Annotated in this window: 29 protein-coding genes and 2 tRNA genes; 17 read left to right on the forward strand and 14 right to left on the reverse strand. The window is 42.8% G+C overall.

All coding sequences use genetic code 11. The features are described 5' to 3' along the window. Window positions 1-167 precede the first annotated feature (167 nt). Together F6K46_RS10280 and F6K46_RS10285 are read left to right on the forward strand one after the other, a co-directional pair. Window positions 168-512: a hypothetical protein gene (locus F6K46_RS10280; protein ID WP_075896138.1), complete on the forward strand. Its 345-nt coding sequence runs from the start codon at window positions 168-170 to the stop codon at window positions 510-512. Window positions 513-1059: 547 nt separating this feature from the next. Next, window positions 1060-2328: an MFS transporter gene (locus tag F6K46_RS10285; RefSeq protein ID WP_293051625.1), complete on the forward strand. Its 1269-nt coding sequence runs from the start codon at window positions 1060-1062 to the stop codon at window positions 2326-2328. 9 nt (window positions 2329-2337) lie between these two features. On the opposite strand, the gene F6K46_RS10290 is transcribed toward F6K46_RS10285, so the two are convergent. Then, window positions 2338-2411, reverse strand: a tRNA-Arg gene (locus tag F6K46_RS10290). A 75-nt stretch (window positions 2412-2486) separates the two neighbouring features. On the opposite strand from F6K46_RS10290, the gene moaC reads away from it, so the two are divergent. Then, a complete protein-coding gene (gene moaC, locus F6K46_RS10295) occupies window positions 2487-2981 on the forward strand; it encodes a cyclic pyranopterin monophosphate synthase MoaC (protein WP_293051622.1) in 495 nt (164 codons plus the stop codon). Between the two features lie 102 nt (window positions 2982-3083). Here the strand turns inward: moaC and moaB are convergent, their stop codons facing one another. Next, on the reverse strand, window positions 3084-3605 hold the full coding sequence (gene moaB / locus F6K46_RS10300; RefSeq protein ID WP_075896144.1) for a molybdenum cofactor biosynthesis protein B: 522 nt from the start codon (window positions 3603-3605) through the stop codon (window positions 3084-3086). Window positions 3606-3697: 92 nt separating this feature from the next. On the opposite strand from moaB, the gene F6K46_RS10305 reads away from it, so the two are divergent. Continuing rightward, window positions 3698-3976, forward strand: coding sequence for a 2TM domain-containing protein (locus F6K46_RS10305; RefSeq protein ID WP_070390954.1), 279 nt, complete (start codon window positions 3698-3700; stop codon window positions 3974-3976). Window positions 3977-4237: 261 nt separating this feature from the next. Then, on the forward strand, window positions 4238-4552 hold the full coding sequence (locus F6K46_RS10310; protein WP_075896146.1) for a DUF3181 family protein: 315 nt from the start codon (window positions 4238-4240) through the stop codon (window positions 4550-4552). A 136-nt stretch (window positions 4553-4688) separates the two neighbouring features. On the opposite strand, the gene fba is transcribed toward F6K46_RS10310, so the two are convergent. The 4 genes from fba to F6K46_RS10330 form a co-directional block, all read right to left on the reverse strand. After that, the gene (gene fba / locus F6K46_RS10315; protein ID WP_070390956.1) at window positions 4689-5768 is read right to left on the reverse strand and encodes a class II fructose-bisphosphate aldolase; all 1080 of its coding nucleotides are present in this window, start codon (window positions 5766-5768) and stop codon (window positions 4689-4691) included. Window positions 5769-5815: 47 nt separating this feature from the next. Next, window positions 5816-5980, reverse strand: a complete 165-nt coding sequence (locus F6K46_RS10320; protein WP_158069360.1) for a hypothetical protein — start codon at window positions 5978-5980, stop codon at window positions 5816-5818. A 433-nt stretch (window positions 5981-6413) separates the two neighbouring features. Then, window positions 6414-6485, reverse strand: a tRNA-Lys gene (locus F6K46_RS10325). A gap of 66 nt (window positions 6486-6551) precedes the next feature. Further along, on the reverse strand, window positions 6552-7421 hold the full coding sequence (locus F6K46_RS10330; protein WP_293051615.1) for an aldose epimerase: 870 nt from the start codon (window positions 7419-7421) through the stop codon (window positions 6552-6554). 80 nt (window positions 7422-7501) lie between these two features. On the opposite strand from F6K46_RS10330, the gene F6K46_RS10335 reads away from it, so the two are divergent. Beyond that, window positions 7502-7723: a hypothetical protein gene (locus F6K46_RS10335; protein WP_293051612.1), complete on the forward strand. Its 222-nt coding sequence runs from the start codon at window positions 7502-7504 to the stop codon at window positions 7721-7723. Window positions 7724-8678: 955 nt separating this feature from the next. Beyond that, window positions 8679-8990, forward strand: a complete 312-nt coding sequence (locus F6K46_RS10340; protein WP_008182036.1) for a DUF6679 family protein — start codon at window positions 8679-8681, stop codon at window positions 8988-8990. A 372-nt stretch (window positions 8991-9362) separates the two neighbouring features. On the opposite strand, the gene F6K46_RS10345 is transcribed toward F6K46_RS10340, so the two are convergent. Both F6K46_RS10345 and F6K46_RS10350 read right to left on the reverse strand, forming a co-directional pair. Beyond that, on the reverse strand, window positions 9363-10997 hold the full coding sequence (locus F6K46_RS10345; protein WP_293051609.1) for an MBL fold metallo-hydrolase: 1635 nt from the start codon (window positions 10995-10997) through the stop codon (window positions 9363-9365). 10 nt (window positions 10998-11007) lie between these two features. Continuing rightward, window positions 11008-11169, reverse strand: coding sequence for a hypothetical protein (locus tag F6K46_RS10350; protein WP_158516950.1), 162 nt, complete (start codon window positions 11167-11169; stop codon window positions 11008-11010). 1209 nt (window positions 11170-12378) lie between these two features. Between F6K46_RS10350 and F6K46_RS10355 the strand changes: the two genes are divergently transcribed. The 4 genes from F6K46_RS10355 to F6K46_RS10370 all read left to right on the forward strand — a co-directional run bounded on the left by F6K46_RS10355 (window position 12379) and on the right by F6K46_RS10370 (window position 16353). Then, window positions 12379-13431, forward strand: coding sequence for an ABC transporter substrate-binding protein (locus F6K46_RS10355; protein WP_293051606.1), 1053 nt, complete (start codon window positions 12379-12381; stop codon window positions 13429-13431). Between the two features lie 240 nt (window positions 13432-13671). Continuing rightward, window positions 13672-14430: an ABC transporter ATP-binding protein gene (locus tag F6K46_RS10360; protein ID WP_293051604.1), complete on the forward strand. Its 759-nt coding sequence runs from the start codon at window positions 13672-13674 to the stop codon at window positions 14428-14430. A gap of 117 nt (window positions 14431-14547) precedes the next feature. Continuing rightward, a complete protein-coding gene (locus F6K46_RS10365) occupies window positions 14548-15378 on the forward strand; it encodes an ABC transporter permease (protein ID WP_293051602.1) in 831 nt (276 codons plus the stop codon). 87 nt (window positions 15379-15465) lie between these two features. Beyond that, window positions 15466-16353, forward strand: a complete 888-nt coding sequence (locus F6K46_RS10370) for a glycosyltransferase family 2 protein (protein ID WP_293051600.1) — start codon at window positions 15466-15468, stop codon at window positions 16351-16353. A gap of 302 nt (window positions 16354-16655) precedes the next feature. On the opposite strand, the gene F6K46_RS10375 is transcribed toward F6K46_RS10370, so the two are convergent. Then, complete coding sequence (locus F6K46_RS10375) at window positions 16656-17378, reverse strand: SDR family NAD(P)-dependent oxidoreductase (RefSeq protein WP_293116988.1); 723 nt, start codon at window positions 17376-17378, stop codon at window positions 16656-16658. A 176-nt stretch (window positions 17379-17554) separates the two neighbouring features. Between F6K46_RS10375 and F6K46_RS10380 the strand changes: the two genes are divergently transcribed. The 3 genes from F6K46_RS10380 (at window position 17555) to folK (ending at window position 18653) form a co-directional block, all read left to right on the forward strand. Continuing rightward, window positions 17555-17722, forward strand: a complete 168-nt coding sequence (locus F6K46_RS10380) for a transposase (protein WP_293051594.1) — start codon at window positions 17555-17557, stop codon at window positions 17720-17722. A 161-nt stretch (window positions 17723-17883) separates the two neighbouring features. Then, on the forward strand, window positions 17884-18009 hold the full coding sequence (locus tag F6K46_RS10385) for a hypothetical protein (RefSeq protein ID WP_293051591.1): 126 nt from the start codon (window positions 17884-17886) through the stop codon (window positions 18007-18009). A gap of 101 nt (window positions 18010-18110) precedes the next feature. Next, complete coding sequence (gene folK, locus F6K46_RS10390; RefSeq protein ID WP_293020399.1) at window positions 18111-18653, forward strand: 2-amino-4-hydroxy-6-hydroxymethyldihydropteridine diphosphokinase; 543 nt, start codon at window positions 18111-18113, stop codon at window positions 18651-18653. Between the two features lie 92 nt (window positions 18654-18745). On the opposite strand, the gene F6K46_RS10395 is transcribed toward folK, so the two are convergent. From F6K46_RS10395 to clpP, 4 genes are all read right to left on the reverse strand, one after another. After that, window positions 18746-19210 (reverse strand): NUDIX domain-containing protein, encoded by a 465-nt coding sequence (locus tag F6K46_RS10395; protein WP_293020400.1) that lies wholly within the window; start codon window positions 19208-19210, stop codon window positions 18746-18748. Between the two features lie 344 nt (window positions 19211-19554). Continuing rightward, window positions 19555-19743: a hypothetical protein gene (locus F6K46_RS10400; RefSeq protein ID WP_293051589.1), complete on the reverse strand. Its 189-nt coding sequence runs from the start codon at window positions 19741-19743 to the stop codon at window positions 19555-19557. A 31-nt stretch (window positions 19744-19774) separates the two neighbouring features. Then, a complete protein-coding gene (locus tag F6K46_RS10405; RefSeq protein ID WP_293051586.1) occupies window positions 19775-19993 on the reverse strand; it encodes an ABC transporter permease in 219 nt (72 codons plus the stop codon). Window positions 19994-20032: 39 nt separating this feature from the next. Next, window positions 20033-20635 carry an ATP-dependent Clp endopeptidase proteolytic subunit ClpP gene (gene clpP / locus F6K46_RS10410; RefSeq protein ID WP_070390968.1) on the reverse strand — a complete coding sequence of 201 codons (603 nt, stop codon included), beginning with the start codon at window positions 20633-20635 and terminating at the stop codon, window positions 20033-20035. A gap of 1577 nt (window positions 20636-22212) precedes the next feature. On the opposite strand from clpP, the gene lpxD reads away from it, so the two are divergent. Beyond that, on the forward strand, window positions 22213-23265 hold the full coding sequence (gene lpxD, locus F6K46_RS10415; RefSeq protein ID WP_293051583.1) for a UDP-3-O-(3-hydroxymyristoyl)glucosamine N-acyltransferase: 1053 nt from the start codon (window positions 22213-22215) through the stop codon (window positions 23263-23265). Between the two features lie 426 nt (window positions 23266-23691). Then, window positions 23692-24477, forward strand: coding sequence for a hypothetical protein (locus F6K46_RS10420; protein WP_293051580.1), 786 nt, complete (start codon window positions 23692-23694; stop codon window positions 24475-24477). Between the two features lie 145 nt (window positions 24478-24622). On the opposite strand, the gene F6K46_RS10425 is transcribed toward F6K46_RS10420, so the two are convergent. Further along, a complete protein-coding gene (locus F6K46_RS10425; protein WP_075896166.1) occupies window positions 24623-25210 on the reverse strand; it encodes a peroxiredoxin in 588 nt (195 codons plus the stop codon). Window positions 25211-25379: 169 nt separating this feature from the next. On the opposite strand from F6K46_RS10425, the gene F6K46_RS10430 reads away from it, so the two are divergent. After that, window positions 25380-25532: a chlorophyll a/b-binding protein gene (locus tag F6K46_RS10430; RefSeq protein ID WP_070390973.1), complete on the forward strand. Its 153-nt coding sequence runs from the start codon at window positions 25380-25382 to the stop codon at window positions 25530-25532. Window positions 25533-25907: the final 375 nt, after the last annotated feature.

Consider the following 25907-nt stretch of genomic DNA (forward strand, 5'->3'; position numbering starts at 1 on the left):
ATTAGCCTCATATCTAGAAGTTAGGCAGCTAAGATTATCGGCTATTCCTCCTATTCTTTGCTAGACTAGGAGGAATTTTTGATTTGTTGTAAAACTGTGATGTTAAGACAGCATTTAGGGAATTCTAGGAATGTAGCTTCAAAGACTGAAGAGTAAATTTGCTGTCTATGAGTGAAAATCCCCCACCTATTAAAATATTACGTCAGCGCCATGTAGGCTGGGATAAGCCTACCGAGGAAAATCTCAAAACTATTAAAACTATTGAGTTGTTATGGCGGAATTTGTTCGAGGCAATTTTTGATCCCATTGAAGATAACTGGTTAGAGCATTGGCAAAAGCTATACACAACCATTCTAGAGGTTTGTTCTGATAACGAAGAGCGCCGCATTACTCTAGTCTACCTGGGCAATGTTAAGGATTTGACAAAAGAAGCTAGGGAATGGAAAATGTTGGTGACTTACCTTGAGAATACTAAAGACTGGGCTAGAAAATCGATTATTAGAGGCTCGTGAACTGTTAAATAAAATGGTAGAAATGATGCCGCTTCGCGTAAGCCACAGGCCCCGTCAAAATTATCTTTGATAAAGTAAAACCTGTAAAGTTCATCACAGCAAGACGCCTATCCCTTCTAAAAACGCTTTCGGGAATACTTTTGTGATCATATTGAGCGCTCCATTATGCGCTACCAGTAGCCAAGCTTGAGCTTAGTTATTGCTGCGTTCGCGTAGCGGCTCTTTCAGAGCATCGCAATCCTAATTAATTTGTGAACAAAAACCGGTTGTGATATTCTTCCCCCAACGCCGATCACCCCATCACCCTGTCTAAGCCTCTGGGTAAATTGTTAAGAAGAGTAAACTAAAGAAATAGTATCAAGTCCGGTTAATTACTTCCGAAATAGTCCCCGGATTTTTGGCTGTTCGCGCTTTGGCTTACAGGTAATTGTCAATTACCCATCAGCCAAAGCGCAAATAGTCATTACCCGATCAGGACTATGATGATTAGTCAACCGGATTTTATCTAACTATCTCAAGTGCTAGTTTTGTCAGGATTATAGAGCGCGTGAAAGTTTTTCAGACCCTGGAAGGGCAGCAACGCCAAAGTTTGCTGATTTTATTTACTGTTGCTCTGCTATTTTGGTCAAGCTTAACGTCTTTGTTGCCAACCCTGCCGCAATATATTGAAGACTTGGGTGGGACTAAGCAACAGGTCGGGCTAGTAATGGGTTGCTTTGCCATTGGTCTGTTGCTGTTTAGAAACCCACTGGGGCGTATGGCAGACCTGCGCAGTCGCAAGTTGGTAGTAATTATTGGTACTAGCGCTGTAGCTCTAGCGCCTTTGGGCTATCTATTTACCCAGTCGATTAGCCTGTTGATGGTGGTTCGAATGTTTCATGGCATCAGTATTGCAGCCTTTACCATCGGTTATCTGGCTCTAGTCACCGATTTGTCTCCTGTTGACAAGCGGGGTGAGTTAATTGGTTACATGAGTTTGGCAACATCGATTGGTTTAGGTCTCGGACCAGCGCTGGGGGGTTTTCTACAACAAGAGGTTAGCTACACTGTTTTATTCTTAGTGTCTGCAGCTCTAGGTGGGCTGGGTGTGCTGTTAGGGAGTCAGATTCGTGAACCAATTAGGCATGTTAGACCTGAGCAGGAACAATCAAAATCTTGGTTAAACTCGATTTGGCAGCTATGGGTCAAACTATGGCAGTTGTTAACCAGCCCTCCTCTTGGAATTCCAGCTTTGGTAATGCTGTTGTTCGGTATAGTATTTGGAACAAAAGTTAGCTTTGTCTCTCTGTTTATTCGAGAGACTGGTATTAATCTCAATCCAGGATTGTTTTTCACAGCTGCTGCGATCGCTAGTTTTGTGATTCGTGCATTAACTGGTCAGGCATCTGATCGGTATGGACGAGGACTTTTTATCACCGTTAGTGTGGTTTGCTATATCATCTCAATGTTGATGATTTCCCAGGCTGATACGGAAGTTGGATTTTTACTAGCTGGTTTATTAGAAGGAGCTGGCACTGGATTATTCATACCGATGATGACTGCTTTGATGACTGACCGCTCCTCTGCTGACGAACGGGGTCAGGTATTCGCTGTCTGCATTAGTGGGTTTGATTTAGGGATTGGCCTAGCTGGGCCGATCTTTGGTTATCTCGCCGACCTGTTAGGATATCAAGGAATTTTCTCCTGTGGTGCTGGTATAGCATTTTTGGCACTGATTATCTTTATGACCCAGTCCAACAAAAATCTATCCCGTTCCCTCAGATTTGCCATCGGTCGTGAACGGGATTTATATGCTATAGACACTAGGATGCCTTAGCTTAATGAACGGGCTAGGAGGGATTCGAACCCCCGACACCGTGGTCCGTAGCCACGTGCTCTAGTCCACTGAGCTACAAGCCCTTAACTTCTGCCACTTTTCTGTGGCTCAACAGTTACTTATCATAACACATAGATCAAAAATTTTGCAATACTCTTGTGGAAATCAATCGCTCTCTATCCCATCTCGATAGTCAAGGTCAAGCTCAGATGGTCGATGTTTCTGGCAAAGCGCTTACCAAACGTCAGGCACTAGCCGCTGCTCAGGTACGGATGAAAACCGCAACCTTCAACACCATCCAATCTGGTAATGCCCCCAAGGGTGATGTCTTAGGAACTGCTAGGCTGGCTGGGATTATGGCAGCAAAGCAAACTTCTCAACTGATTCCTCTGTGTCATCCCTTGCCCCTACACAAGATCGAAGTTCAAGTGGAACCTGACTCCCAACTACCGGGATACCAGATTCAGGCATCTGTGACTACTAAAGCTGAAACTGGTGTCGAAATGGAAGCACTAACAGCAGTTTCTGTTGCGGCTTTGACCCTTTACGATATGGCCAAAGCGTTGGAAAAGTCTATCGCGATTGAATCGATTCGCCTGTTGAGTAAAACCGGAGGTAAATCCGGGGATTACCAAATATCAGGCGATTGCTAAGTTAAGGAATGATCTCAAGTTAAGTTGGATCAGCACTTAGCACTGATCCACTCAGGCACTTAGTTACCCATTACCCTTTCAACAGGAAATCTATGGCTAAGATTAGGTTTCTCGCAAACGTGGCATCAGTTCCACGAGATTACAGGGGGAATTGCCCAAATCGAGTTGGTCTTTGATAATCTGCTCCCAACCTGTCCGACAAGCTCCAGAAGATCCTGGCAGACAAAAGATGTATGTTCCGTTAGCCACACCAGCCAGGGCACGAGATTGGATAGTAGAAGTCTTAATCTCTTGGTAGGAAATCATGCGGAAAATTTCACCAAAGCCCTGGATTTCCTTATCCAGGAGGGGTTGAATCGCTTCTGGTGTACCATCTCGACCTGTAACACCAGTTCCTCCTGTAGTCAACACTACCTGTACCGATTCATCAGCAATCCATCGGGAAACCACCTCACGGATTTTGTAGATGTTGTCTGGAACAATAACCTTTTCCGCTAAATGATGCCCCGCCTGGGTTAAACTCTCAACCAGCAACTTACCCGACTTATCCGTGGCTTCGGTACGGGAATCGGACACCGTCATCACTGCAATATTTAAAGGAACAAACTGTTTGGTTCGGATCATGTTCAATCCAACATTAGGTTCTAAAATTAAATTAACTGACTAGGGTTGGTATCAGACCAAGCCGTTACACAACTAAAAACTGACAAATATCTATGCCTCCTCGTTGGCCTCGTAAACCTGACCGACGTGATCCAGCCTACCGTCGTTTAGATGACCGCATGAACTTTGCTGTACATGTGGCAATTTTTGCTGCTTGTAATTCAGGAGTGTGGTTTTTCAGAACTATACAGTATGCTCAATGGACTTGGGCATACTGGTTTACTGGTCTGTGGGGATTGATTTTAGTAGGGCATGGGGTTTATATATTTGCGATCGCAAACTATACCCCCCTGCCTACTCAAGAACCTCCAACCGAATCCCCTCAAGGATGAAATCACCGAAGATAATTGTAGTAATTGATTTTCGGTTAACTGTTGACGGTTAACTGTTGACGGTTAACTGTTGACAGTTAACAGAAAGCCAGCAAATAAACTCCAGTCTTTTAATACAAGGTGATAAGCAAACTTTTTTGAGGGAAACTTTAAACTTTAAACCTTTAACTTTAAACCTTGGCCAAAGGCCACGCTACGCGAACAACTTTAAACCTTCCTTAGATATCCCAAAATGCAATTAATTAGAAACAGCTAATTACCATGGCTAATCCAACTTCTACAGAAGCAATTGAAACTCTCGCTGCTGAAATTGGCGACAAAGTATACATTGATGTAGCCAAGTGGCATCTTTACCTCAGGGATGCCCATCTACATACCACTTTGGCTGAACAATTTTATCCCCTACTAATCGGTAACACTAATACAATCACAGAAGACCAGATGATGCCAATCCTGCAAAGCATTTCTGTGAAGCTAGGTGGTGGTAAACGGCAAGTTCCCCTAGCAGATTTGCTACCCATGCAGTGTCAGATGGATCTAATCGATATTCTGGAAGAGTATCAAAGACAGCTGTAAGTATCTGAAAATAGGCAATTTTCAAATAACTAATCACTAACAACAAAAAATTGGGTAACTTTAACAGCTACCCAAATAATTCTGCTTGTTCTTGGTTCACCAAAACAGCAATGATTTTCCTGTTAAGCGTTAAAAACTAGGCAGTTACAGCTTTTTTCGCCACAGCACTTAACTCACCGTTGGCATACTTAGTTGCAAAAACATCGATAGTCGCTTGCTTGATCTTGCTAGCATTACCAGCAGTACCAAAGGCTTCGTAACGCTTCAAGCAAACCTGCTTCATATATTTGATAGAAGGCTTGAGGAAGTGACGGGGGTCAAAGTTAGAAGGATCTTTGGCAGCAGCTTCTCGGATAGCAGCAGTGATAGCCAAGCGGTTGTCGGTGTCAATGTTAACCTTACGAACACCGCTCTTAATACCCTTTTGAATTTCTTCAAGGGGTACACCATAGGTTTCAGGAATAGAACCACCGTACTGGTTGATCATGTCAAGCCACTCTTGAGGCACAGAGGAAGAACCGTGCATCACCAAGTGAGTGTTAGGCAAACGCTTATGAATTTCTTCAATGCGACTAATGGCAAGAATTTCTCCAGTCGGCTTGCGGGTGAACTTGTAAGCACCGTGGCTAGTACCAATAGCTACAGCTAGAGCATCAACTTGGGTGCGCTCAACAAATTCAACTGCTTCGTCGGGGTCGGTCAATAGTTGGTCGCGACTCAGAGTTCCTTCAAATCCGTGACCATCTTCTTTGTCACCTTTACCGGTTTCCAGTGAACCTAGGCAACCCAGTTCCCCTTCAACACTAACACCGATAGCATGGGCAACTTTTACTACTTCGGCAGTAACACTGACGTTGTAATCGAAGCTGGCTGGAGTCTTAGCATCAGCTTCCAAGGAGCCATCCATCATCACACTGGTGAAGCCGTTACGAATTGCCGAATAGCAGGTGGCTGGGCTATTGCCATGGTCTTGGTGCATGGCAATGGGAATATGAGGGTAGGATTCCACCGCTGCTGTGACCAGATGGCGGAGGAAGTTCTCACCTGCATATTTGCGGGCACCACGAGAAGCTTGTAAGATTACCGGACTATCCGCTTCTTCAGCAGCCTGCATGATAGACAGGATTTGTTCCATGTTGTTAACGTTGTATGCTGGAATCCCGTAGCCGTTCTCAGCTGCGTGATCCAACAGTAGCCGCATGGGTACAAGTGCCATATTATATTCCTCCTAACTTTGTTTGTTAGCTATTCCGGCGAGAAGCCTCACGTCTGACACTCCCTAGTGACTCGTGAACAGAATCGCCAGTCCAGACATGTCAATCTAGTTGCTTCTAGACAGCGATGCAGCGAGGTAGCGCGGTCTTGGGGGGAACCCCCATGAGCGACTACCAGTGCGGTCTTGGGGGGAACCCCCATGAGCGACTGCATCAAGACAGGTTAATTCTTTAGATAATCTTAAGATATTTTGCAGCTTTTATTCAAATTTCTTGATTAGATCATCTAGACAAAGCTGAGTCTATAAAACTGGACAAAAATTACCAAATCTATAAAATAATCCCCAAGTACCCCTGGGAAAAATCTGGATAAACAGTAAAGTATAGGTAGTTTTGCCAAGAGTTTTTAGAACAGGTCCTAACCTTTCTGATTGGAGCAATAATTTAAGGTTCCTTGGCGCAAGCGGGTTCTGACAAGCCCAGGAAGTATCCCTCTTAAAACACAGAGGTGCTCAAGTATCCCTGTTGTATCTAGTACCTCATAGTTACCTAGTACTTATTTAATAGTTACCTAGTACCTAATACCATTAGCCTCATATCTAGACGTATCAATAGATAAATAAGGCTAACTAACAGTTAGCTAACAATGGGTCGCCCGGGACTCGAACCCGGAACTAATCGGTTAAAAGCCGAGTACTCTACCATTGAGTTAGCGACCCGGTAAGCTTTTCTCAAACATACCTTTACTAAGAATATCACATTGATAAGGAAATGTCTAGGGAAATTTAGAAAAATTTCGCCGTTAGCCTCACCGATGTCTCACTACTCTCTCCGGGAGCTAAGTGAGTTAAATTTTCCCCAGTGTTAAGAGCGTTACGGGGAGCACTCCAAGGTTCAAGGCAATAAAAGTCCTTGCCTTGAACTGTCCAAAATACCAAGGTCGAGAAAACATCAGTGTAGGTCAATGCGATCGCTAATCCCCGTTCGGGATCAGTAACACTGGCCGTATTATTACTCAGTTGCCCAAACGCTACATCAATTTCATCACAGCTAAAATCAAAACTGCCAGTGAAAGGATGTACTGCTTGAGTTTGCTTCTCCTGATACTCCGATGCAGGAATATCAAACTCGAGTTTAGTTTTGTCAGACGTCAAGAAGTAGGGATGGAAACCTGTGGAAAAGGGCATCGGTTCAGCGGAATGATTAGTATAGCGCTGGTCAATGTCTAGGGTGTTGCCCTTTAATCGATAGGTAAAGGTAACTTCGAAGTCAAAGGGATAGACAGAGCGAGTTTGGTCATTACTCTTGAGGGTGAGAGTCAACACTGCCATGTCATTGGTTGCACTATCAGTCACCTGCCAAGGCAAATTACGGGCAAAGCCGTGTTGTTTGAGAGTATAGTCTTTGCCAAGGTATGTATAAGTATCATTAACTAAGTTTCCACAGATGGGGAAGAGGATGGGAATGCCACCCCGTACACTCAGATTGGGATCTTTAAAGCGTTCCGCATCAAGATAAAAAATCTCCTGACCTTGGATATTCCACCGAGTGACAATGCCACCCCGTTCAGGAACCACTTCTAATCGAGACTGGGCATTGTGGTCAGTGAGAATGTAAGTTTCGTATTGGTCTTGACTGCGTACGATCTCAAACACTGGCTTTTCTCCCTTACGATTTAAAATCAGCTTTATCTATTGAGCGCCTGACCACTTTTAGTCACAGCAAGAGGCTATTTTTGAGTGACTCTGACTGCGACCGATGGCAGGTTGGCAGGTTGGCAGTTTTTTTTCCCAAATTCATGCTTAGTGCCAAGCACGTACAGGGATTAGTATGTCACAATGATGGGTATGTGGAACCTGTAGACACCTACCAAAATGCTTGCTCCTTGAACCAGAAGGCTTTAGCCGAGCCGACGTTTATCAGCAGTAGGGTTTCTCCTGCTGTATCCTATAAATAGCCAAGTCGGTGACAAACCTGACAGCTAAGAAGACTAAGGGGAACGGCACAGCTCTTTTTGAGCCAAGTTCGTTAGTAGTGTGTTTAAAGCGCCACAAAGCGTGTGAGTAAAATCCTACTGTCAACGTTGCTAGTACCCGGTTTTTAACCCCATGAGCAACATTCGCTCACAATCCCCTATTTTTAACTTGGGGGGGTTTTCGGATTCTTACTCCATTGCCGTCGATAGCAATACTAGTGGAATCTAAGTTTCCAAATAACTATATAGTAACCATACCCCCAAACACCATCTCTGAAAGACTACAGCACCATTGCTGGCAAGCAGCAGAAATGGGCCCGCGGAGGTATAGGATACTGAATTAAATCAATTAAGGGATGTAGCGCCGACCTGAGGGGGTTTCCCAAATTCGCGTTCTGCATCAAGACAATGCATAAAAACAATCCATAAAAAACTAATCAATCACACGAGCAGGGTTGATAAACTCAAACTCGCTTCTAATGCATGCCTTACTCTCAAGCAATGAACATAAAAGACTATTAAGCTATTTTAATCTTTAACAAGGAATAGACAAACCCGCTTAATTCCATGTTAAGTTAACCAAACATGATTTCAAGCCAACCCCTACCCTTTAGGGCTGGGGATACGAGGAGTGAGCTACAATTATTGCTAATCCTTTAAATACTTGGAATCTATTTTTGCTGCTGATGGCGGCTCGACTACTCAAGTAAATGGTATTTCAGTCGCCAAAGCCAACAAAAAAAAGATCTGGAGTATTCCTACTCTGGTGGCTCAGGTTTATTTTAGCCTTCAATTCTATCTCATCATCCCAATGATGGAGAGAATCCCGCCAATTCTATTCGTGGGAAGTATGTCAAAATAAAGTTGTTTCTAGAGAAACCCAACCGCTTACTTCACCAGTAAAACCAAGAGTTATCTGCAACAGGAGAAGCCGAATATGCTACACCGCAAGATTTATCAACTCTGCTGCGATGGTCGTGAGGTCTGCGTTTTCTTGCGGGATCAGCAACGTTGGATTGAACACGCCCGCATTGTTGATATCGAGGGAGATTTAGTCACAATTCGTTATGAAACAGACGAAGAGGATGAGATCAGTTCCTGGGAAGAAATGGTCCGCTTGGAAAGCATAGGCTCTGTCAGTCACAAGCTAGCTTCTGTTTTCCGAGGTAATGTTGATCCGATAGTCTCTGATGATTGTCCGGAGGCTGAACAAATTCACCCCCGCTCCCAAGACTTAAATCAGGACTAGATTATTCATTGTTAATGGACAACCAACCGTTAAGGGTGAGTAAAAGCTAATCGAAAATGTCGCAGAGTCTACCAAAAACTCTTATTATTTGTTAGACTTAAATTAGGGTAACACCGAAAGCGATTATTATGTAACTTAAATTAAAGCCGAAAACCAAGGGTTTAATAGTTGCGCTTAGATCCCGGTGTTATAACTTTTTTGACATTTTTATGGCGCTCGCGGGATATTCCTGAGAGCTTTGGGAGATACCCCCTGGATGCGAAAGCATCTTGCCTTGGCGGACGAGGGTCTATCTTGGTAGACTTTGGTAGCTAAAAAGTATCGGAAAATTGATAACTCACAACTAGCTAGCAATTTTCCCTTAACTATTCGTTACTCAAGGGGTTCTATCCGTTCAAAAACTGGACAGTACCCCTCCAGTGTTACTTTAAAACCATAGAGAGCTGAGGCTGGATTCCAGCAGCGCTGCCCTCTTTGGTACAGACAATTACCACAACACTCGATATTAATTGGTATCTTGGCTCTGCCCCCTTGTTTGAGTAGTTCTCGTTGTGACAATCCCCGCAAGACCAGTTCTTCTCCTTGCCAGCGGGCTTCTACTAAACCAGTATCAGCGAAATTTTGCCAACGAGGATCCGTTGCGATCGCCCTTGAAAGAGTGATATAGACAAGTGTATCTAATTCATGCAACTCTCCTTCATAGTTTGTTTCCGTTGGTAGAGCTGGTCTGATAAAGGTCTCACCAATGGGAAGTTCTACCAGTGTTCCTGCTGCTGGCGTATGGAGGTGATATCGATTTTGTAACTCTTCCAAACCAGCAAGATCAGCTAGGTAGGTAGGAGAACCGTGAACAAAAATCACATGTTGAGGTCGAAGATTATGAATCAACTGGGTGGTGCCCAGACAATCCCCATGTTGAGCCAGCAGATAAGTTTCAACCTTAAGCCATCCGTAGTCATCCATTAGATCCTCCAAAGATTTAAGATGTTCCGGTTGCAGGACAACCCAAGAACGGTTCTCTTGCTGCGAGTACTCCCTCCAATCTATGTTTAAGTCAGTGAGGATAATACAGGGAGATTTACCGATAGCATCTCGCTGCTGGGGATCTAACCGCCGCACCCGAGGACGTACCCGCTCATCCCAAAACAAGGCTTGATGTCTGGCAAAATTTTGTACTGAGCTGGGAAAGTGAGACAGCAGTTCTAAGTAAGCATTACAACCATCAGCCACGGTTCCATTGACCCAAATATCAAGGTCGCGTCCTGTAAAGTTGTGATGAGAGCGCAGGAGCATCAGGATTTCTTGACCTAGGCCTAAGGTAGGCACTGGCAAGACAACTGAGTTATTGGTAGCAATGGCCTGCTCAATACGCTCTACTAGTTGATTTTCTTGTTGCCGCCGATGGGGATGTCGAGCAGTGCCATAACTGCCTTCTACAATTACCACATCCGGCTGTGTCCCCCTGAGCGATTCAAGGGATAATCCCTCCACCAGCCGTGAGTTAGACAGGAAAAAGTCACCGGTGTAAAGCAGTCGGTAAGTTCGATGGCGAGTTGTGTAAGTGAGTAAAAATGCTGCTGCTCCTGGCAAGTGTCCAGCTGGGAACAATTGAGCAGTGAGTCCCTCACAGAATTCTACAGGGGTAGCCCACGGGAGAGCTTGACAAAATGGGAGAATATCCTCAGGAGGCAGTTCTGGCCAGTTGAGTAGTAATAGTTGAGTCGTTACCTCACTGGCGTAGATTGGTAATTGTGGAAAAGTTTGGTGAAGAGCCAGCAATCCCTGACTATGGTCTGAGTGAGCGTGGCTACACAGGACTAAATCTGCTGGTGGTATCCCATCGATCTGTAGGGGGGAAATGTCTTCTAATCCACAATCAAGGAGAATGCGGTGTGGCCCCATCTGCACCAACAAACAAACCCCTTCTGCACCATGACCAACACCGTAAGGAAAGCAGGTTAATCGGTCATCCTGATCAGAGGATGCTACTGGGCGTTGATTGCTCATGAGCTTCAACTTAAATTTTAGCTAATCTGGCTCCGTTAACCCACGTCTTACTAATCAGGGAAGGGTGAATGATTAAGCCTTGGAAGAGGCAGACAGCATCGGCGATCGCCAACGGAAAATAAGGTGGAACTATTTTTACTAAGGCTGCATCTTCCTTGAACGGAAAATTCAACGGATTCTTCCCCAGTCAAAACAAACGTGGTAGAGTTGTCACTCCGTAGCAATTTAGAGGGGTTTGTATGCTGGATATACCCTATAGGTCACTCTGGAGTCTATGAAAATCCCACACCCTACCCCTTAGGGTGGGTGTGGGTAGTTCTCAACTAGTTTCCCTTCTTTCGAGGTCAGAGTCAAGAGAGAGGGGATAAGGGCTGCCAACAACATCACCACAGTAGGGAGTTAAGTAGGCATGGACTGGCAAAGTCCCTCTAAGTGAGGATTTTAATTTTTTGACACTCCCCATCCCTAGAAGGCAGGGGCTTGGGAAAACCCCCGTGAGCCCCCTTACACTCCCCGCTCTAAGGCCTTTGGCCACGCTTCGCGATCGGTCAGCATCTAGCCTTTAGCCTCTGCTGTGATGCTAGATGCATGGGTTTTTCCAAGGCTAAACGATGAAGGCTTTTTTAAAGCTCAGCAGCTGACAGCTAAAGTAAATACTGGAAGCTTAGTGTGCAGAGCCGTTGCCGTGATAATCGTCTGAATCATAAAATCCGTTCTTAGTCCCAAAAAACAGGCACAAAGCAGTAAAAGCAATTGTTAGTACCACTAAAACCAGTTTTACTTCCATTTTCTTAATAACTCCTCATGGCTGTCAGAAAAAACCGTCAGGTTCATTGTAACTCCCTCTTTCGTCGAGAAACTACCTCAATCCCCTGCCTAAGCTGTCACGTACTTAATTTTTGGGTTGAGGCTGATGGGGAGATGGGGAAATGGAGGTGGGGAGAGGGTTTCATGGTTTGTTTGATGAACAGATTCAATTTAGATGCGTGTTAGCTTAAAAGCCATGGCTACTGTAATCTTATTATATTGCTATATGATTATATTTAATTAATTAGAGCGAGTATGGTATTATTTCTATCGGTGTGTTTGTTGGGGTTTAAACGCCAAAGTAATAGTCAGCTTAGAAAAAATGGCAAGTACAAAGTACCAGCTTAGTGAGTACAGCTTAGTGAGTACAGCTTAGGGAGTAGCAGCTTAGTGCGATCGCTATCGGTAGTAACTTAGGTAAATTACGCACTATCTTAGAAGCTGCTAATCGCGAACCTATACCAAATTCAAGGTTTTTCCCTACCAGACCGTTCTAGTTTGCCTAAAGCTGCACCATTTCAAACCACCACAACCAGATCATCTCAATTACTGCTCTAGCCGGTTGAAGTTTTATATGAAAGAAATCTATAAAATTAAGCGTCGCCAATTACTTAAACTTAGCTCGATAACTCTTGGTAGTAGTGTTTTGGCAGCTTGTAATAATCAAACCTCTACACCATTAACTACAGAAAAAAAAGGTAAATTAGATAAAATAAAATTTGCTTTGGGGTGGAAAGCTGAAGCAGAATACGGTGGTTTTTATCAGGCTGCCGCTACTGGAATTTATCAAAACTATGACCTAGATGTTATTATACAACCAACAGGTCCTCAGAGCAATCCTACCCAATTATTACTGGGAGGAGTAGTTGATTTAAGTATGGGACAGGCTGTTGATGCTATTAGAGCAGTGCAACAAGGTATTCCCAAAATTACTGTAGCAAGTATCTTCCAAAAAGCAATACGAATTCTCTTGGCTCATCCAGGGGTAGGCAATGACTCTCTAGCACAATTAAAAGGTAAACCGATTTTTGTTGCTCCTGGAGCCATCACAACCTATTGGCCCCTACTCAAGGCAAAATACGGTTTTACAGATGACCAGAAACGCCCCTATAACTTTAATGTTAGCCCTTTCTTAGTAGATAAAAATTCAGCCCAACAGGGAATTTTGACCTCTGAACCTTACATTATAGAAAAACAAGGAGGCTTTAAGCCCAATATATTACCCTTAGCAGAGGCTGGTTATAATCCCTATAGTTTCACCATTGAAACCACGAAGAAACTCGTTGAAACTAACCCCGACCTGGTTCAGCGATTTGTTGATGCCTCAATCAAAGGATGGTATAGCTATCTAGAGAATCCCGAACCAGCCAATGAGCTGATCAAAAAAGATAATCCAGAGATGAAGGATGACCTCATTGCCTATGGTCTGGATAAGCTTAAAGACTATGGTATTATCATCTCTGGCGATGCCGAAAAACTTGGCATTGGGGCAATGACCGATGAACGTTGGGAAAGTTTGTTCAATGAGTTAGTTACGGTTGGTGTACTTGATGCAAAGACTGATTACAAACAAGCCTACACCTTGGAATTTGTCAATAAAGGAGTAGATTTTTATACAAAAAATTAGTTAACATTATATATTAGTTATATACATGTTAATATCCAAGTTAATTAGATATTGTTATTATAGATTAATTTATATCTAGTCTTGCCAAGCCAGATTGATAAGTTCAAATATTAACCGATTCTTAAGCAATGATTATACCTCTTGCAAAAGTAGTTTTATGATACTGTTTTTATAAATTTTTTTCCGCTGTTACCTGTTACCGACTTCTGCAAGAAGTCTATTGCTAATAACTGACAATAGATGAACCAAAAACCAGCTATTTCTCTTACCCATGTCAACAAAACTTTTGACAATGGTACTGTAGCCCTAAAAGACCTAAATCTCAACATCAATAAGTCCGAATTCATCAGTCTGGTAGGACCATCGGGATGTGGTAAGAGTACCCTGCTACGCATCATTGCTGGACTAAGCACTATGAGTTCGGGAAACATAGAATGGAGCGATCGCGCCCACCAAAAGGAGATAGCTTTTGTCTTCCAAGAAGCAGCACTAATGCCTTGGGCAACGGTAATGGGAAATGTTCGTTTGCCTCTTAAATTGGCTAGGGTCTCTAAAAAAGTTGCTGATAATGCTATCAAAGAAGCGCTCCAATTAGTTGGACTGGAAAGTTTTGCCCAATCCTATCCCCGTCAACTCTCCGGTGGCATGAAAATGCGAGTCTCTATTGCCAGAGCTCTGGTTACTTCTCCCAAGGTATTGCTGATGGATGAGCCGTTTGGAGCTTTGGATGATATAACTCGTACTAAGCTTAACCTGGAGTTACTTGATTTGTGGAGTAAGAAACACTGGACTGTGGTTTTTGTGACTCACAATATTTATGAAGCCGTATATCTATCCAATCGGGTGGTAGTAATGGCAGCTCGTCCAGGTCGAGTAGTGGCGGATATAACTATTGATGAACCATCACCACGTAACGAACAGTTTCGTACATCCTTAGTTTATACAAAATATTGTCAGAAGGTGGCTGAGCAGTTGTCAAAAGGGATGAATTATGAGTGATAATTTATAAATTATTATTTAGACATAACTGATAAATTATGATTATCAAAAATATGACTATAAATTTTACAGCTATAATTTTACAGCTATATTAAACGGTATATAATAATTTTATTTATGAAAAAAAATAAAGCATTCGTTCTGGCAAAGCTAAAATTGAAACGTTTGCTATCTATCGATATTATAGCCCCTGTGGCAGTGGGAATCCTGGTGTTGATGGTGTGGGATATCTCTGTTCGAGTGACTAGTACGCCCTCCTATATATTACCAGGTCCTTTGCTGATTATCAAGGTATTAATTAGGGACTGGAACAGTTTATTTCAGCCATTGCTGATCACCATAAAAATCACTGTAGCGGCCTTTATAACAGCAGCAGTTTCAGGATTGCTAATTGCCATGTTAATGGCTCAGAGTAAGTGGATTGAAAAAAGCTTATATCCCTATGCAGTCGTTCTGCAAACAATGCCTATTGCTGCGATCGCGCCTTTAATTATTATTTGGCTGAGGAACAATACCTTTGCTGCTTTGGTAATTTGTGCTTGGATTGTAGCATTCTTCCCGATTATTTCTAATACGACTTTTGGTTTAAATAGTATCGATTCCAACTTAAGTGACCTGTTCCGGCTTTACAAAGCATCTCGCTGGCAGACAATGCTGTATCTGCGATTACCAAGTGCTTTACCCTATTTTTTAGCTGCATTACGTATTAGTGGTGGATTAGCCTTAATCGGAGCAGTAGTAGCTGAGTTTGTTGCCGGTACAGGCGGTGCTAATTCAGGAATTGCTTATCAAATGCTAATTGCTGGCTACAATCTCGAAATTCCCCGGATGTTTGCTGCTTTGTTTATGATTAGTAGTCTAGGTATCTTGATTTTTGTAATCTTGACCACCTTATCCAACTTGGTTCTGGGGCAATGGCATGAAAGTTCTATCACCAGAGATAATTGATCTGATAATTAATAGTGATAATTAATAGGCAACCAGCTATGAACCTGAATCTTTTCAGTGATTTAATTTCGATAGAGTCAGAAAACTATGCCTGAGAAAAATAAACCCCTAGTCAGCATTATTATTCCAGCATACCAAGCCGAAAATACAATCGCGCAAGCTATCAAAAGCCTTATAGGACAGACCTATTCAAACTGGGAGGTGGCGATCGGTTCCGACGATGGAGTAGACTATTTATCCTTGCTATCTTGCCAAGGTATTAACGATCCACGATTGAAACAAGCATTTACAGGAGGGTGTGGCAGTGGAGACGGTCTCGCCCGCAACACAGCGGTAGCAATTTCTACTGGGGAGGTGATTGCCAACCTAGATGCTGATGATGCCTATGAACCAAACCGTCTAGCAGAAATGGTTCCTCTGGCCATGACCTATGGTGCTGCAATCGACAACACTGGCGTGTACAACACTGACCTAATTATGTACAAGTGTCCCTTCCGCGATCGCACCACGGTTACCTTTGCTACGGCGGACGACATCCTCAAACCTCGTGTGCCTTTTTTCCCAGTTTTCCGCCGGAAATTTTTGGGTCGAGGTTGGACTAAAGTTCCCTTTGCTGCGGACGTTATGTTCAATCTTGAGCTGTTAAGCCGAGTTGGAAAGATAGCAATCCATCCTCAGCCCCTTTACCAATACTACAAGCGTGAGAATTCTATGACGCAATCAGCGACAGCTTTTGAAAGTGCCGAACTAGCCTATCATAAAATTTTGGCACTGCTGGATGCTGGGGAACTTGATCTTACTGAAGATATCCGCAGCGCAGCCATAGAGGAGTTCTCCCAAAATCTACGCCTCAATCGTGTGTTCCGTCAGTATATGCAGTCGGGACGCTGCCAAAATCTTGAGGAATTTCTCGATATGACTGAGAACGGACATGCTGACTGGCTCAAGTCTGAATTGGAAATGGAACAATTGTAATTTATCAATTCCTAATTCTCAATGCAATGGGGAAGCTTGACAAACCCAGACGCAATCGCGAAAAATATCCTATCTTTTAATATGATTTTATAGTTAAGATGGTTCAGGAATTTTTCCATAACTTTATCAGTAATTGTATCAGTCATTATGGATAAAACGGAATCATCTATTTTCCCGATAAAGTTCAGGTGCCATCCCCTTAAAAATTTCTGCCACCCCAACTCACTGAGAAAGTGACTATGGTGAAAAATACGGTTAAAAATACAGAGGCGATCGCCCCGCCAGCTATTTAAGTAAATATACTAAATATATTGACCACCATCCAGCGTAATCGTGCTACCCGTTAGAAAATCTTGTTCGAGTAAAAACAGGGCGCTGTCCGTCACTACTTTGGTATTTCCAGGGATTTTTAATGGAATAAACTTACGGGCATAATTTTCCATAAAGGCTTGAGGGTCTGGGTCACCTGGAGGTTCGAGAATTTGTCCCAGCGCTAAACCATTTACTGTAATGCGGGGGGCTAATTCCAATGCCATAATTTTTGTCATATCCCACAAGCCCCGTTTGGTAATTCGATAGGCAAAATGGTTAGTATCTGGCTTGGCAATACCAGCATCGTTAATATTAATAATTTTGCCATTCCTATTTTGGGGAAGTTGCTTGGCAAACCCTTGACTGAGTTGGAAGGGGGCACGAAGGTTAATGGCAAAAATTTTATCCCACAGAGCGACATCAGTCTGGGCAAATAGATCTTCTTCTGGGAAGATAGAAGCGCTATTAATCAGGATGTCGATTTTTCCAAAGGTTTCAACTGCTTGAGGGATAATAGTGTCTGTGGCCACGGGGTCGGCGAGATTAGCGGAGTAGGTAATAGCTCGCACTCCCAAGGACTCTGCTTCGGCTTTGACTTCAGCAGCTGCACCAGCAGAGCGTCCGTAATGAATAAAGACATCGCACCCAGCTTTAGCAAGAGCGATAACAAGAGCACGCCCTACCCGAATGCCCCCCCCAGTTATAAGGGCCACTTTTCCCCTTAAGTCCATTGTGTTACTTAGATGATTTCTATTATCAAACCAGAAAACAAGCTTTCTGACCAAAAACAGGAGACCACAAGCCCCAAGTTTCTAATTTACCTTCCGCACTGTGAAGTGCATAAGGTATATCATGAGTAAGTTAACACAAACAAGGAGGTAAAGCAAGCATGTTGGTACTGGCATACAAGGCTGTAGTCAAAAAAACTCAAGCTAAAGCAATAGATGAAGCTATTCGGACATCTCAATTTGTGCGCAATAAAGTACTTAGATACTGGCTCGACCATCCCGGTGTTCCTAAGAAAAAGCAACACCGCGTACAATACTCGATTAGGTAGTGAATATGGGTTTTCCAAATACCTGAACAGTCATAATACAGCCGAGAAAGATATTAAAGGCTCCCAACGCAAAATTTACAAAAAGAAGAAGGGGTTATCGGGTACGAAAAAAGCTCGTGAAGTTTATGCTCCCAAGCATGATTGAGTAACAATAAAAAGGAATGAACACACCAAGAGACGCTTCCCGTAACGGCGTTGCCAGAAACGTGCTTGAAACTAGAATCCCCAGCCTTCTAGGCATGGGGAGTCTCAAAAACCCCCATACAATAGAACAGGTAATGGGTTAACCCACTTTGGGAAGGGTGAATCTTCTCGTCAATGCAACATAAGTGATAATCAGTCCCATTGAGGCGTGGTCTAAAGCTGCTGTGTCAACCGATGAAGGTCGATGGTCTATAACTCTGGAAAATTGGTAACCACAAAGCTTTCATTGAGCGCGATCGCTCTTGGCAGTAACCTGGGTGACTCTCGTGCCATCCTAGAAGCTGCCCTCAGAAAACTCGACCAAACCCTAGGCGTTACCGTAAAATTGTGCTCTAGTTGGTATAAAACTGCACCAGTTGGACCGCCACAACCTGATTATCTCAATGGTTGTGCCCTTTTGGAGGTGCAACTAAGTCCCCAGAAATTGCTAGAGACTCTGCTAGGAATTGAACAAGAGTTTGGTAGAGTCCGTCAGGAACATTGGGGACCACGAACCCTAGACCTAGATTTACTTTTATTTGATGATTTGATTCTACAGACACCTGAGCTCCAAATCCCTCACCCGCGTATGAGACAGAGAGCTTTTGTGCTAGTGCCCTTGGTAGAAATTGCTCCTGATTGGGTAGAACCAGTCTCGGGACAGAGTATTTTTCAACTGGTTCAAAAGCTAGACTGTTCTGGAGTTAAGTTGTTGTCTGATACTTCGCTAGTAGGTTTTACCAAGTAATTGCCGCTCTGAGAAACCTACAAAAATCAGTAAAATCTATCTAGGATTAATTGAGGCAATATTGCCAAATAAAAATTCTATATGTGGCAGACTTAATCAATTTGCCTTTGCAGATAATCCTCAATCAACACGCGAGTATAGGTATTGAGGGGATACTCCATTGCCTGTTGGGGAGTCACCCATACCCATTCCTCAATTTCTTCGTTGGGGGTTATCGTTTCCCTAGCAGAGAATGCATAGTAGTTGACCATAATGAAATGGGCTTCTCGGACAAAGTTAGAGTCTAGCACCGCTTCTTGTAACAACCCAAAGCTCACTTGGGTTAACTCTAGACCAACTTCTTCTCGAAACTCCCTTAGAAGTGCCGATTCTAGGGTTTCGCCCCATTCTACTTTACCTCCCGGTACACCCCATAAACCCTTCCACTTAGTAGTTTTTACAATTAACACTCTTCTACTAGGATTCACAACAAGTGCCCCTACAGTAGTCAAGGGAAACTGCTTCTGCACGGATACTGGTTTGATTGTGGTTTTATTTGGTGTGCTTTTATTTGGCATCGCTTTGCTTAGCTGATCCTTCCCCAGTCTTATGTAACACATCGATAGATTTTAAATTAGTCTCCTATTACCAGAAAACCAATATTGCTTATGGCTAAAATTGTCTCATACTTTTAACTATTCAACGTGATTTCGATAGAACTCAGGTGTCGGTATATTTAATGATATTCGAGCCATAAGCCATGAGTTATTATCATTGATAAAATCAATTTTTTCGATAATATAATACAGAATTTAACGACGTTAAATTCTGTATTATAACCAATAATTATGAATTCTTATCCTGACTCCTGACTACTGTCTCATGGATTGGAGTCAAAACTTCTTAATTTCTGTCATCGAACTCAGGTTAAGATCATATTCATCACACCAATACCGCCAACTAGTAGGGAAATACCAGCAATCGCTGCCAACATCAGCGCTGCCAAAATAAGCGTCAATGCTCCTGTGAGGGTATTGACAATTTCCAAGACATCTTTCTGGCTCTGGACACCAAAATTATCTTCACCATTAATTTTGTGCCTAAGCCGCAATAGATTTTCAATCGCTCACCAACCGATTGTTCTACTTCAGGTCTAGTTCCGAAATAAATTGCCCCTTGGCTACCTCAAAGCTACGAACTGAAAGAAACTCCCGAGTAGTTCCCATAAGCTGGGAATTACTATTTCGGTTACGGTAGGTGATTAACTGCCGATTGTTAATTTCGGGAGTCACTTCAGTAATAGTCCGGACTTGGTTAGCGATCGCTTTAGCATCTCCCCAAACTAACGTCTTAGTTGACACTCCCCGTCTATGGGCGAGCAGGGAGTGTCAACTAAGACATTATTGTGTTGGGAGAGGGGTTGCTATGGGACGTCGCTCAATGACCTGGTCGATTAAACCATAGTCCTTAGCCTCAGTCGCTGACATAAAGAAATCCCGCTCGGTATCCTCCTGAATCTTTTCCAGTGGCTGACCGGTATGTTCTGCTAAATAATTGTTTAGCTGCTGCTTGTGGTACAGGATTTCTTTTGCTTGGATTTCTATATCGCTTGCCTGTCCCTGTGCTCCTCCCAGTGGCTGATGAATCATAATCCGGGAGTGAGGCAAGCTCATGCGTTTACCCTTAGCACCAGCACTGAGTAAGAAAGCCCCCATACTAGCTGCTAGTCCAACACAGATAGTGCATACGTCCGGAGCAACTTGATTCATCGTATCGAAAATGCCCATGCCCGCAGTCACTGAACCGCCAGGAGAGTTGATGTACAGGTAAATATCTTTTTCCTGGTCATCGGCTTCTAGAAAGAGTAATTGGGCAACCACTAAGTTAGCTAAGTCAGAATCAACCTGTTGTCCGAGGAATACAATGCGCTCTCGCAACAAACGAGAGTAAATGTCAAAGGCACGTTCGCCACGACCGGATTGCTCGATAACTGTAGGAATCATAAAAAATAAGCGTGAAATTTGCAAACCCCGTGTATGGGCGACTGGGGAGGAAAAACAAAGGACAAGGGCGGTTAAAACCGTCTTGGATCAATGTGGGGAGAACAGATGCAGTTCATACCCGTTCCTGTTAACAGCCTTCATAGCCTATCGAAGCAGAACCTCATGTTTGCCTCGCGGCTTGTTATCGGTAGGTACTATCCTGTCAGAATGTAGAATGCGCGAATTTAGAATGCGCGAATTTAGAATTTAAAATTCTTCATTCTTCAGATGGCACTGTCTGACCCCTTGTAGGACTGTTTAACGATCTGGTTAATCAGCTTCGGACTGGCATTCCATCCTAAGGTAGGAACTTTCACCCTTGCCGATAACGTAGACTTCCCATAACGTACAGCAGGTCTTAGGCTGGTCAGCTATCTTGCTTGACATGGCTAGGGAGTGCTGTCTAGGCAAGAGTGGGGGGCTGACCCAAGGTGGCTGCTAGATTGGTTTTTCTTTACATTGTAGCGACTAGCAAACTCTTGCTTTGGTTCTAATCTCGGCTACCCCTAATCTATTAAATTACACAGAATGATTTAGGATCAACCCTTTGCACTGTGCCAGTCACTGAGGCGGAACATATAACTTGGCACTTATATGGTTGCTTAAATAAACTGGTAGAGTTAATTCCCTTCACGGGTGTATCAATTTTTAGAAAGTTCGTATCTCAGTCAAGTAGCATCGTTTCCGATTGTTTCACCAAGACTAAATATTAGGAATGAGGAGTGTGGCTCGTGTTTAAGAAAGTTTTTCAGGCGCTTACTATCACAATATTGCTTAACTTACTAGTTAGTATTAGTCCACCAGATCCTCAACAGTCTGATGGTTTACCACAGTTACAGGAAACCCCAAAAGTTTTATCAACTTTACTATAGCACCACCAGACATGATTGATTAGTCATTAGTCATTAAACTTTCGAGGTCTTAATTAGTTCCATCTATGGATGGAACTAAGAAACTTGTAGACTAATGACTCAATCATCCAAGGGCAATCGGAGTCATGGAATAAGTTAATCCCCAGGAAAACCCAATCTAACTAAGGCATTGTGAATCCCATTTGACACTCCCCGCCCGCTTATGGACGGGGATTCTTGCTTCACTGAGGGGACTTGTTTAACCAGGCCGGAGCCAGGAAAAATAGGGGTCCCCTCTCCACAAGCGTATTTGGTCTCTAACCTAGGTTTCGGTGTGCCCCACCGTACCTTTACTTTTTTTTTAGAGATAGATACTTTTTTATATCTAAATTTTTCATAGACGTTATAGTCGTTAGACCAAATTACGCAATACGTATCTAATACATATTTTTTACGTTGTCTACTTATGATTAGATCATACCTATCTACATATTAGTTTATTACTTATACTTTTATTATAGCACACAAAAGGAAAAGCCGTCGTTCGCGTAGCGTGGCCAAAGGCCAACGAAGGACGGGGCTTTAAACCCAAATCTTTTGGTAACTAACTCAATAGCAATGGCCGTTAGTCACCAATTTATCCTATCATTCCAGATGTGAAATTCCACACCCACCCATTGCTGAGCCATGAAATTTAGTCTTTTAATAGAACACCTGGGTAGTACAGGGTCTTTGTGCCATAGCCTGAATAGCGATACAGAGCTTAACCCTGAAATTACCGGAGTTGCTCCCATCGATAAAGCCACCCCAGGCACTCTCAGTTATATTGAGGGACCCAAGTTTGCCCACATGGTAGAAAAAACCCAGGCGAGTGCCTTAATTTTGTCTCTGGATGAAGCATTACAGGCAAAAGCGACAGAAAGAGGTATTGCTTGGGTAGGGACATCTGAACCGAGATTGCTATTTGCTCATGCGATCGCATGTTTCTATCAACCCTTTCAACCAGCACGAGTCATCCACCCCAGTGCAGTGATTGACCCAGATGCTCAGTTAGGAAAAGATGTCTATATTGGACCTTTCGTCGTAATTTTAGCAGGGGTAAAGATTGGCAATCAGGTTTGTATCCATCCTAATGTAGTAATATATCCTGAAGTAGACATAGGCGATCGCACTGTTCTACATGCCAACTGCACTATTCATGAACGAAGCCGCATTGGTAACGATTGTGTAATTCATAGTGGTGCAGTCATTGGTGCTGAAGGGTTTGGCTTTGTGCCAACCCCCCAAGGGTGGTATAAAATGCAACAGTCTGGCTACACGGTCTTAGAAGATGGGGTGGAAGTTGGCTGTAACAGCACTATTGACCGTCCAGCGGTTGGGGAAACCCGCATTGGACGCAACACTAAATTAGATAATTTGGTACATATTGGTCACGGCTCCGAGGTGGGACAAAACTGTGCCTTGGCAGCCCAAGTCGGATTATCTGGAGGAGTCAAAGTGGGTAATCAAGTGCTGCTGGCGGGTCAGGTAGGAATTGCGAATCAAGTGAAAGTTGGGGATGGAGCAATTGTGACCGCTAAATCCGGAATCCACAAAGATGTAGAACCCGGAAGTGTAGTGTCTGGCTATCCTGCTATTTCCAACAAACTCTGGCTAAAAATATCTGCCATCTACAATCGGCTTCCAGAAATGTATAAAATATTAAAACAACTTGAGCGAAACTTTAAATATAAAAAATAAATAGGAAAACTTTAAAAAAGCTGAACAATCTTTGCTGTTCCTTTTGCTCTGATTTGGTAACAGTAAGGAATTAAACTGAATTGAACAGATTCCTTTACAAAATATTTACATTGGAAGCTTAGTGACAAATCAAAACTCTAATTTTAATTTTTAAAGGTTATAGTTAATCGTTTCTTCTCGGAAACTTAATGAATAAATATCCAAATATAAATATCTTGTAAAGATTACCTAGATACATTGACTTTTCATGAAACAACCGTGTAAAAATTTACACAATACGTTGATGATTCATTAGACGATCATCAAACTGATCAGATTAATCAGGGTGTTAATACGGTTGGTGCTCATGTCAAAAGTTAAGATTGCCTCTGATTTTTCTGGAATCATCGTCGTTTCAACTTTTAGCGTTCTAGAAAAATTAATTTTATGTCCACGTCTCAAATGCCAAAACAGTCCACCTTAAGAAAAGAAATCAACTATCTGGTTGATTCGTCTAGTTTTTATAGTGCTGAGCAACCAGTTAAACTAGTTAATGGTGGCTTTGAAGAAGGACTCAAAGGGTGGCAAAAGCTAGGACCAGGTGGGATCAAAAGAGCCAGTTTTGGCATTACTCCAACAGAGGGAGAAAAGCAACTTTTACTCAGAACTAGCAATACCGAAGTCACCAGAACAGGTCAGCCAAAAGCCCCATCAGTCTCTAAACTGGAAGAGTTTTTATACCTGTCCACAGGAACTCTCGATTGTATTGCCCAGAAAATTTTAGACACCGTTGGCATATGTGGTACTTCTAGCAAGGTAGTCAGAGGTGCTGCTATCCAACAAATTATTACCCCTGGTCTTGGTGATACCTTAAGCTTTGATTGGAATTTTCTCACCAATGAAGACGTGGGAGATGAGGCTATTGTTGCCGACTTCGCTTTCGTTTGCCTTAGTTCTCCCAAGTCCCAAATTGTCTATGAATTGGCTAACCCCATCTTAGGAGTTTTTAGTCAAGCACCGAACAACTTTTACCACCAAACTGGATTTAAAACATTTACTCATACCTTCACTACACCTGGAACCTACAGCCTAGGCTTTGGTGTTGTGAATGAATTGAGTCATCAAACTCAGTCTGGACTAATCATTGACAATGTTAAGCTAACCAGCGCTACTGTTGATGATCCGGCTTCAGTACTCAGTCTGCTTTCAGTAGCCTCTTTTAAGGAAGCTTAAATAGGAATTAGGCACTCAAGCTATATGTAGAGCTATATCTAGAAATGAGTTGATTTGGTTAAACTCTATCTATAGATATTAGACCAGAGATATTAGACCAGAGATATTAGACCAGAGATTAGACCTCCTCAGGGCATAAATCTTGTTAAAGCTTAATCCTTAGTAGCAAATCAACCCACCAAGGAGTAGAAATTAACTCATCCAGGCTAGCCAGTACTTCGGTGCTATGAATTGCTGGTCTTACACCAAGGAATATTTTCCGTAGAATGCCTTCTGGATCAATGATATAGGTATGGCGTAGGGACATAATACCTAACCAAGAACCATAAGCCTTGCTGACAGAGCCATCGGTGTCAGCTAAAAGTGGGAACTGTAAACCCTCTGAGTCACAAAACTCGGCGTGAGAATCGACATCATCCACGCTCACCCCTAGGATCTGCACATTTCTCTTTATGTATTTGGGCAAATCTTGCTGAAATCGCTGAGCTTCCAAGGTGCAACCACTAGTAAAGTCTTTGGGATAGAAATAAAGTACAACCCAATGACCTTGATAATCCGAGAGGGACACCTGACCCTTACCAGTATTAGTTGGTAGGGTGAACTCGGGTGCGGGTTTATTGAGAGGAAGTTGTTTGCCACCGAGAGCATGGGCAGGGTTGGGAAAATTTATCCAAGCTAGCAAAACGATAAAGCTAGCCAACAGACTGCTGAGAAATGCGCGACGAGAGATCATGATGAAAACAGGAAATTATGCTTCACATAAGTTTACATCATTGATGAACTAAGACTTTATACACAATTCATCCCGGTTGGCTATGCAGATAATTGACATTTAGCCAATAATTTGTTACATTTTTTAATATAAACGGGCTACACAGAGTAAATTAGCGGAGCAAAGAACAATGTCCAATCAAGAGTCTAACGAAGCCAAATTCGGTTTCACCTCTAAAGCAGAAAACTTAAATGGTCGTCTAGCTATGATCGGTTTCATCGCTGCTTTAGTCACAGAATATATTACTGGTCAAGGTGTACTACACTTTTTGGGCTTAATGTAGTTCCCAATAGTTAGTTAAATTTGTCAATCTCAATAAATAGCTGGAGTTCAACACTAGAACTCCAGCTTTCTTATGTGTTTTTAGCTGATTCCATAGTTTGTTCTACGGAATGTCAGCTAAAATATCAAAACGGTGCGACCCCGTAATTTAATTCTTCAAACGGAAAGCGCACCGGAACTGATTTCTGGATAGGAATTGGGGTAAGGAATGTGATACAATGCCTGTTTGAATACTTATCATGTTTGGTTGATAGCCAAGTGAAAATTGAAAATTAAAAGTTGTTAGGTGTCAATTGACAATTAACATGCATGGCACCAACCGTATTATATGTGATTAACCAGACTTCATAGTGACTCCCTATTCCCCACCCAGTAG

The organism is Moorena sp. SIO3E8, assembly GCF_010692445.1.
In the GTDB taxonomy this organism is placed as follows: Bacteria; Cyanobacteriota; Cyanobacteriia; order Cyanobacteriales; family Coleofasciculaceae; genus Moorena; species Moorena bouillonii.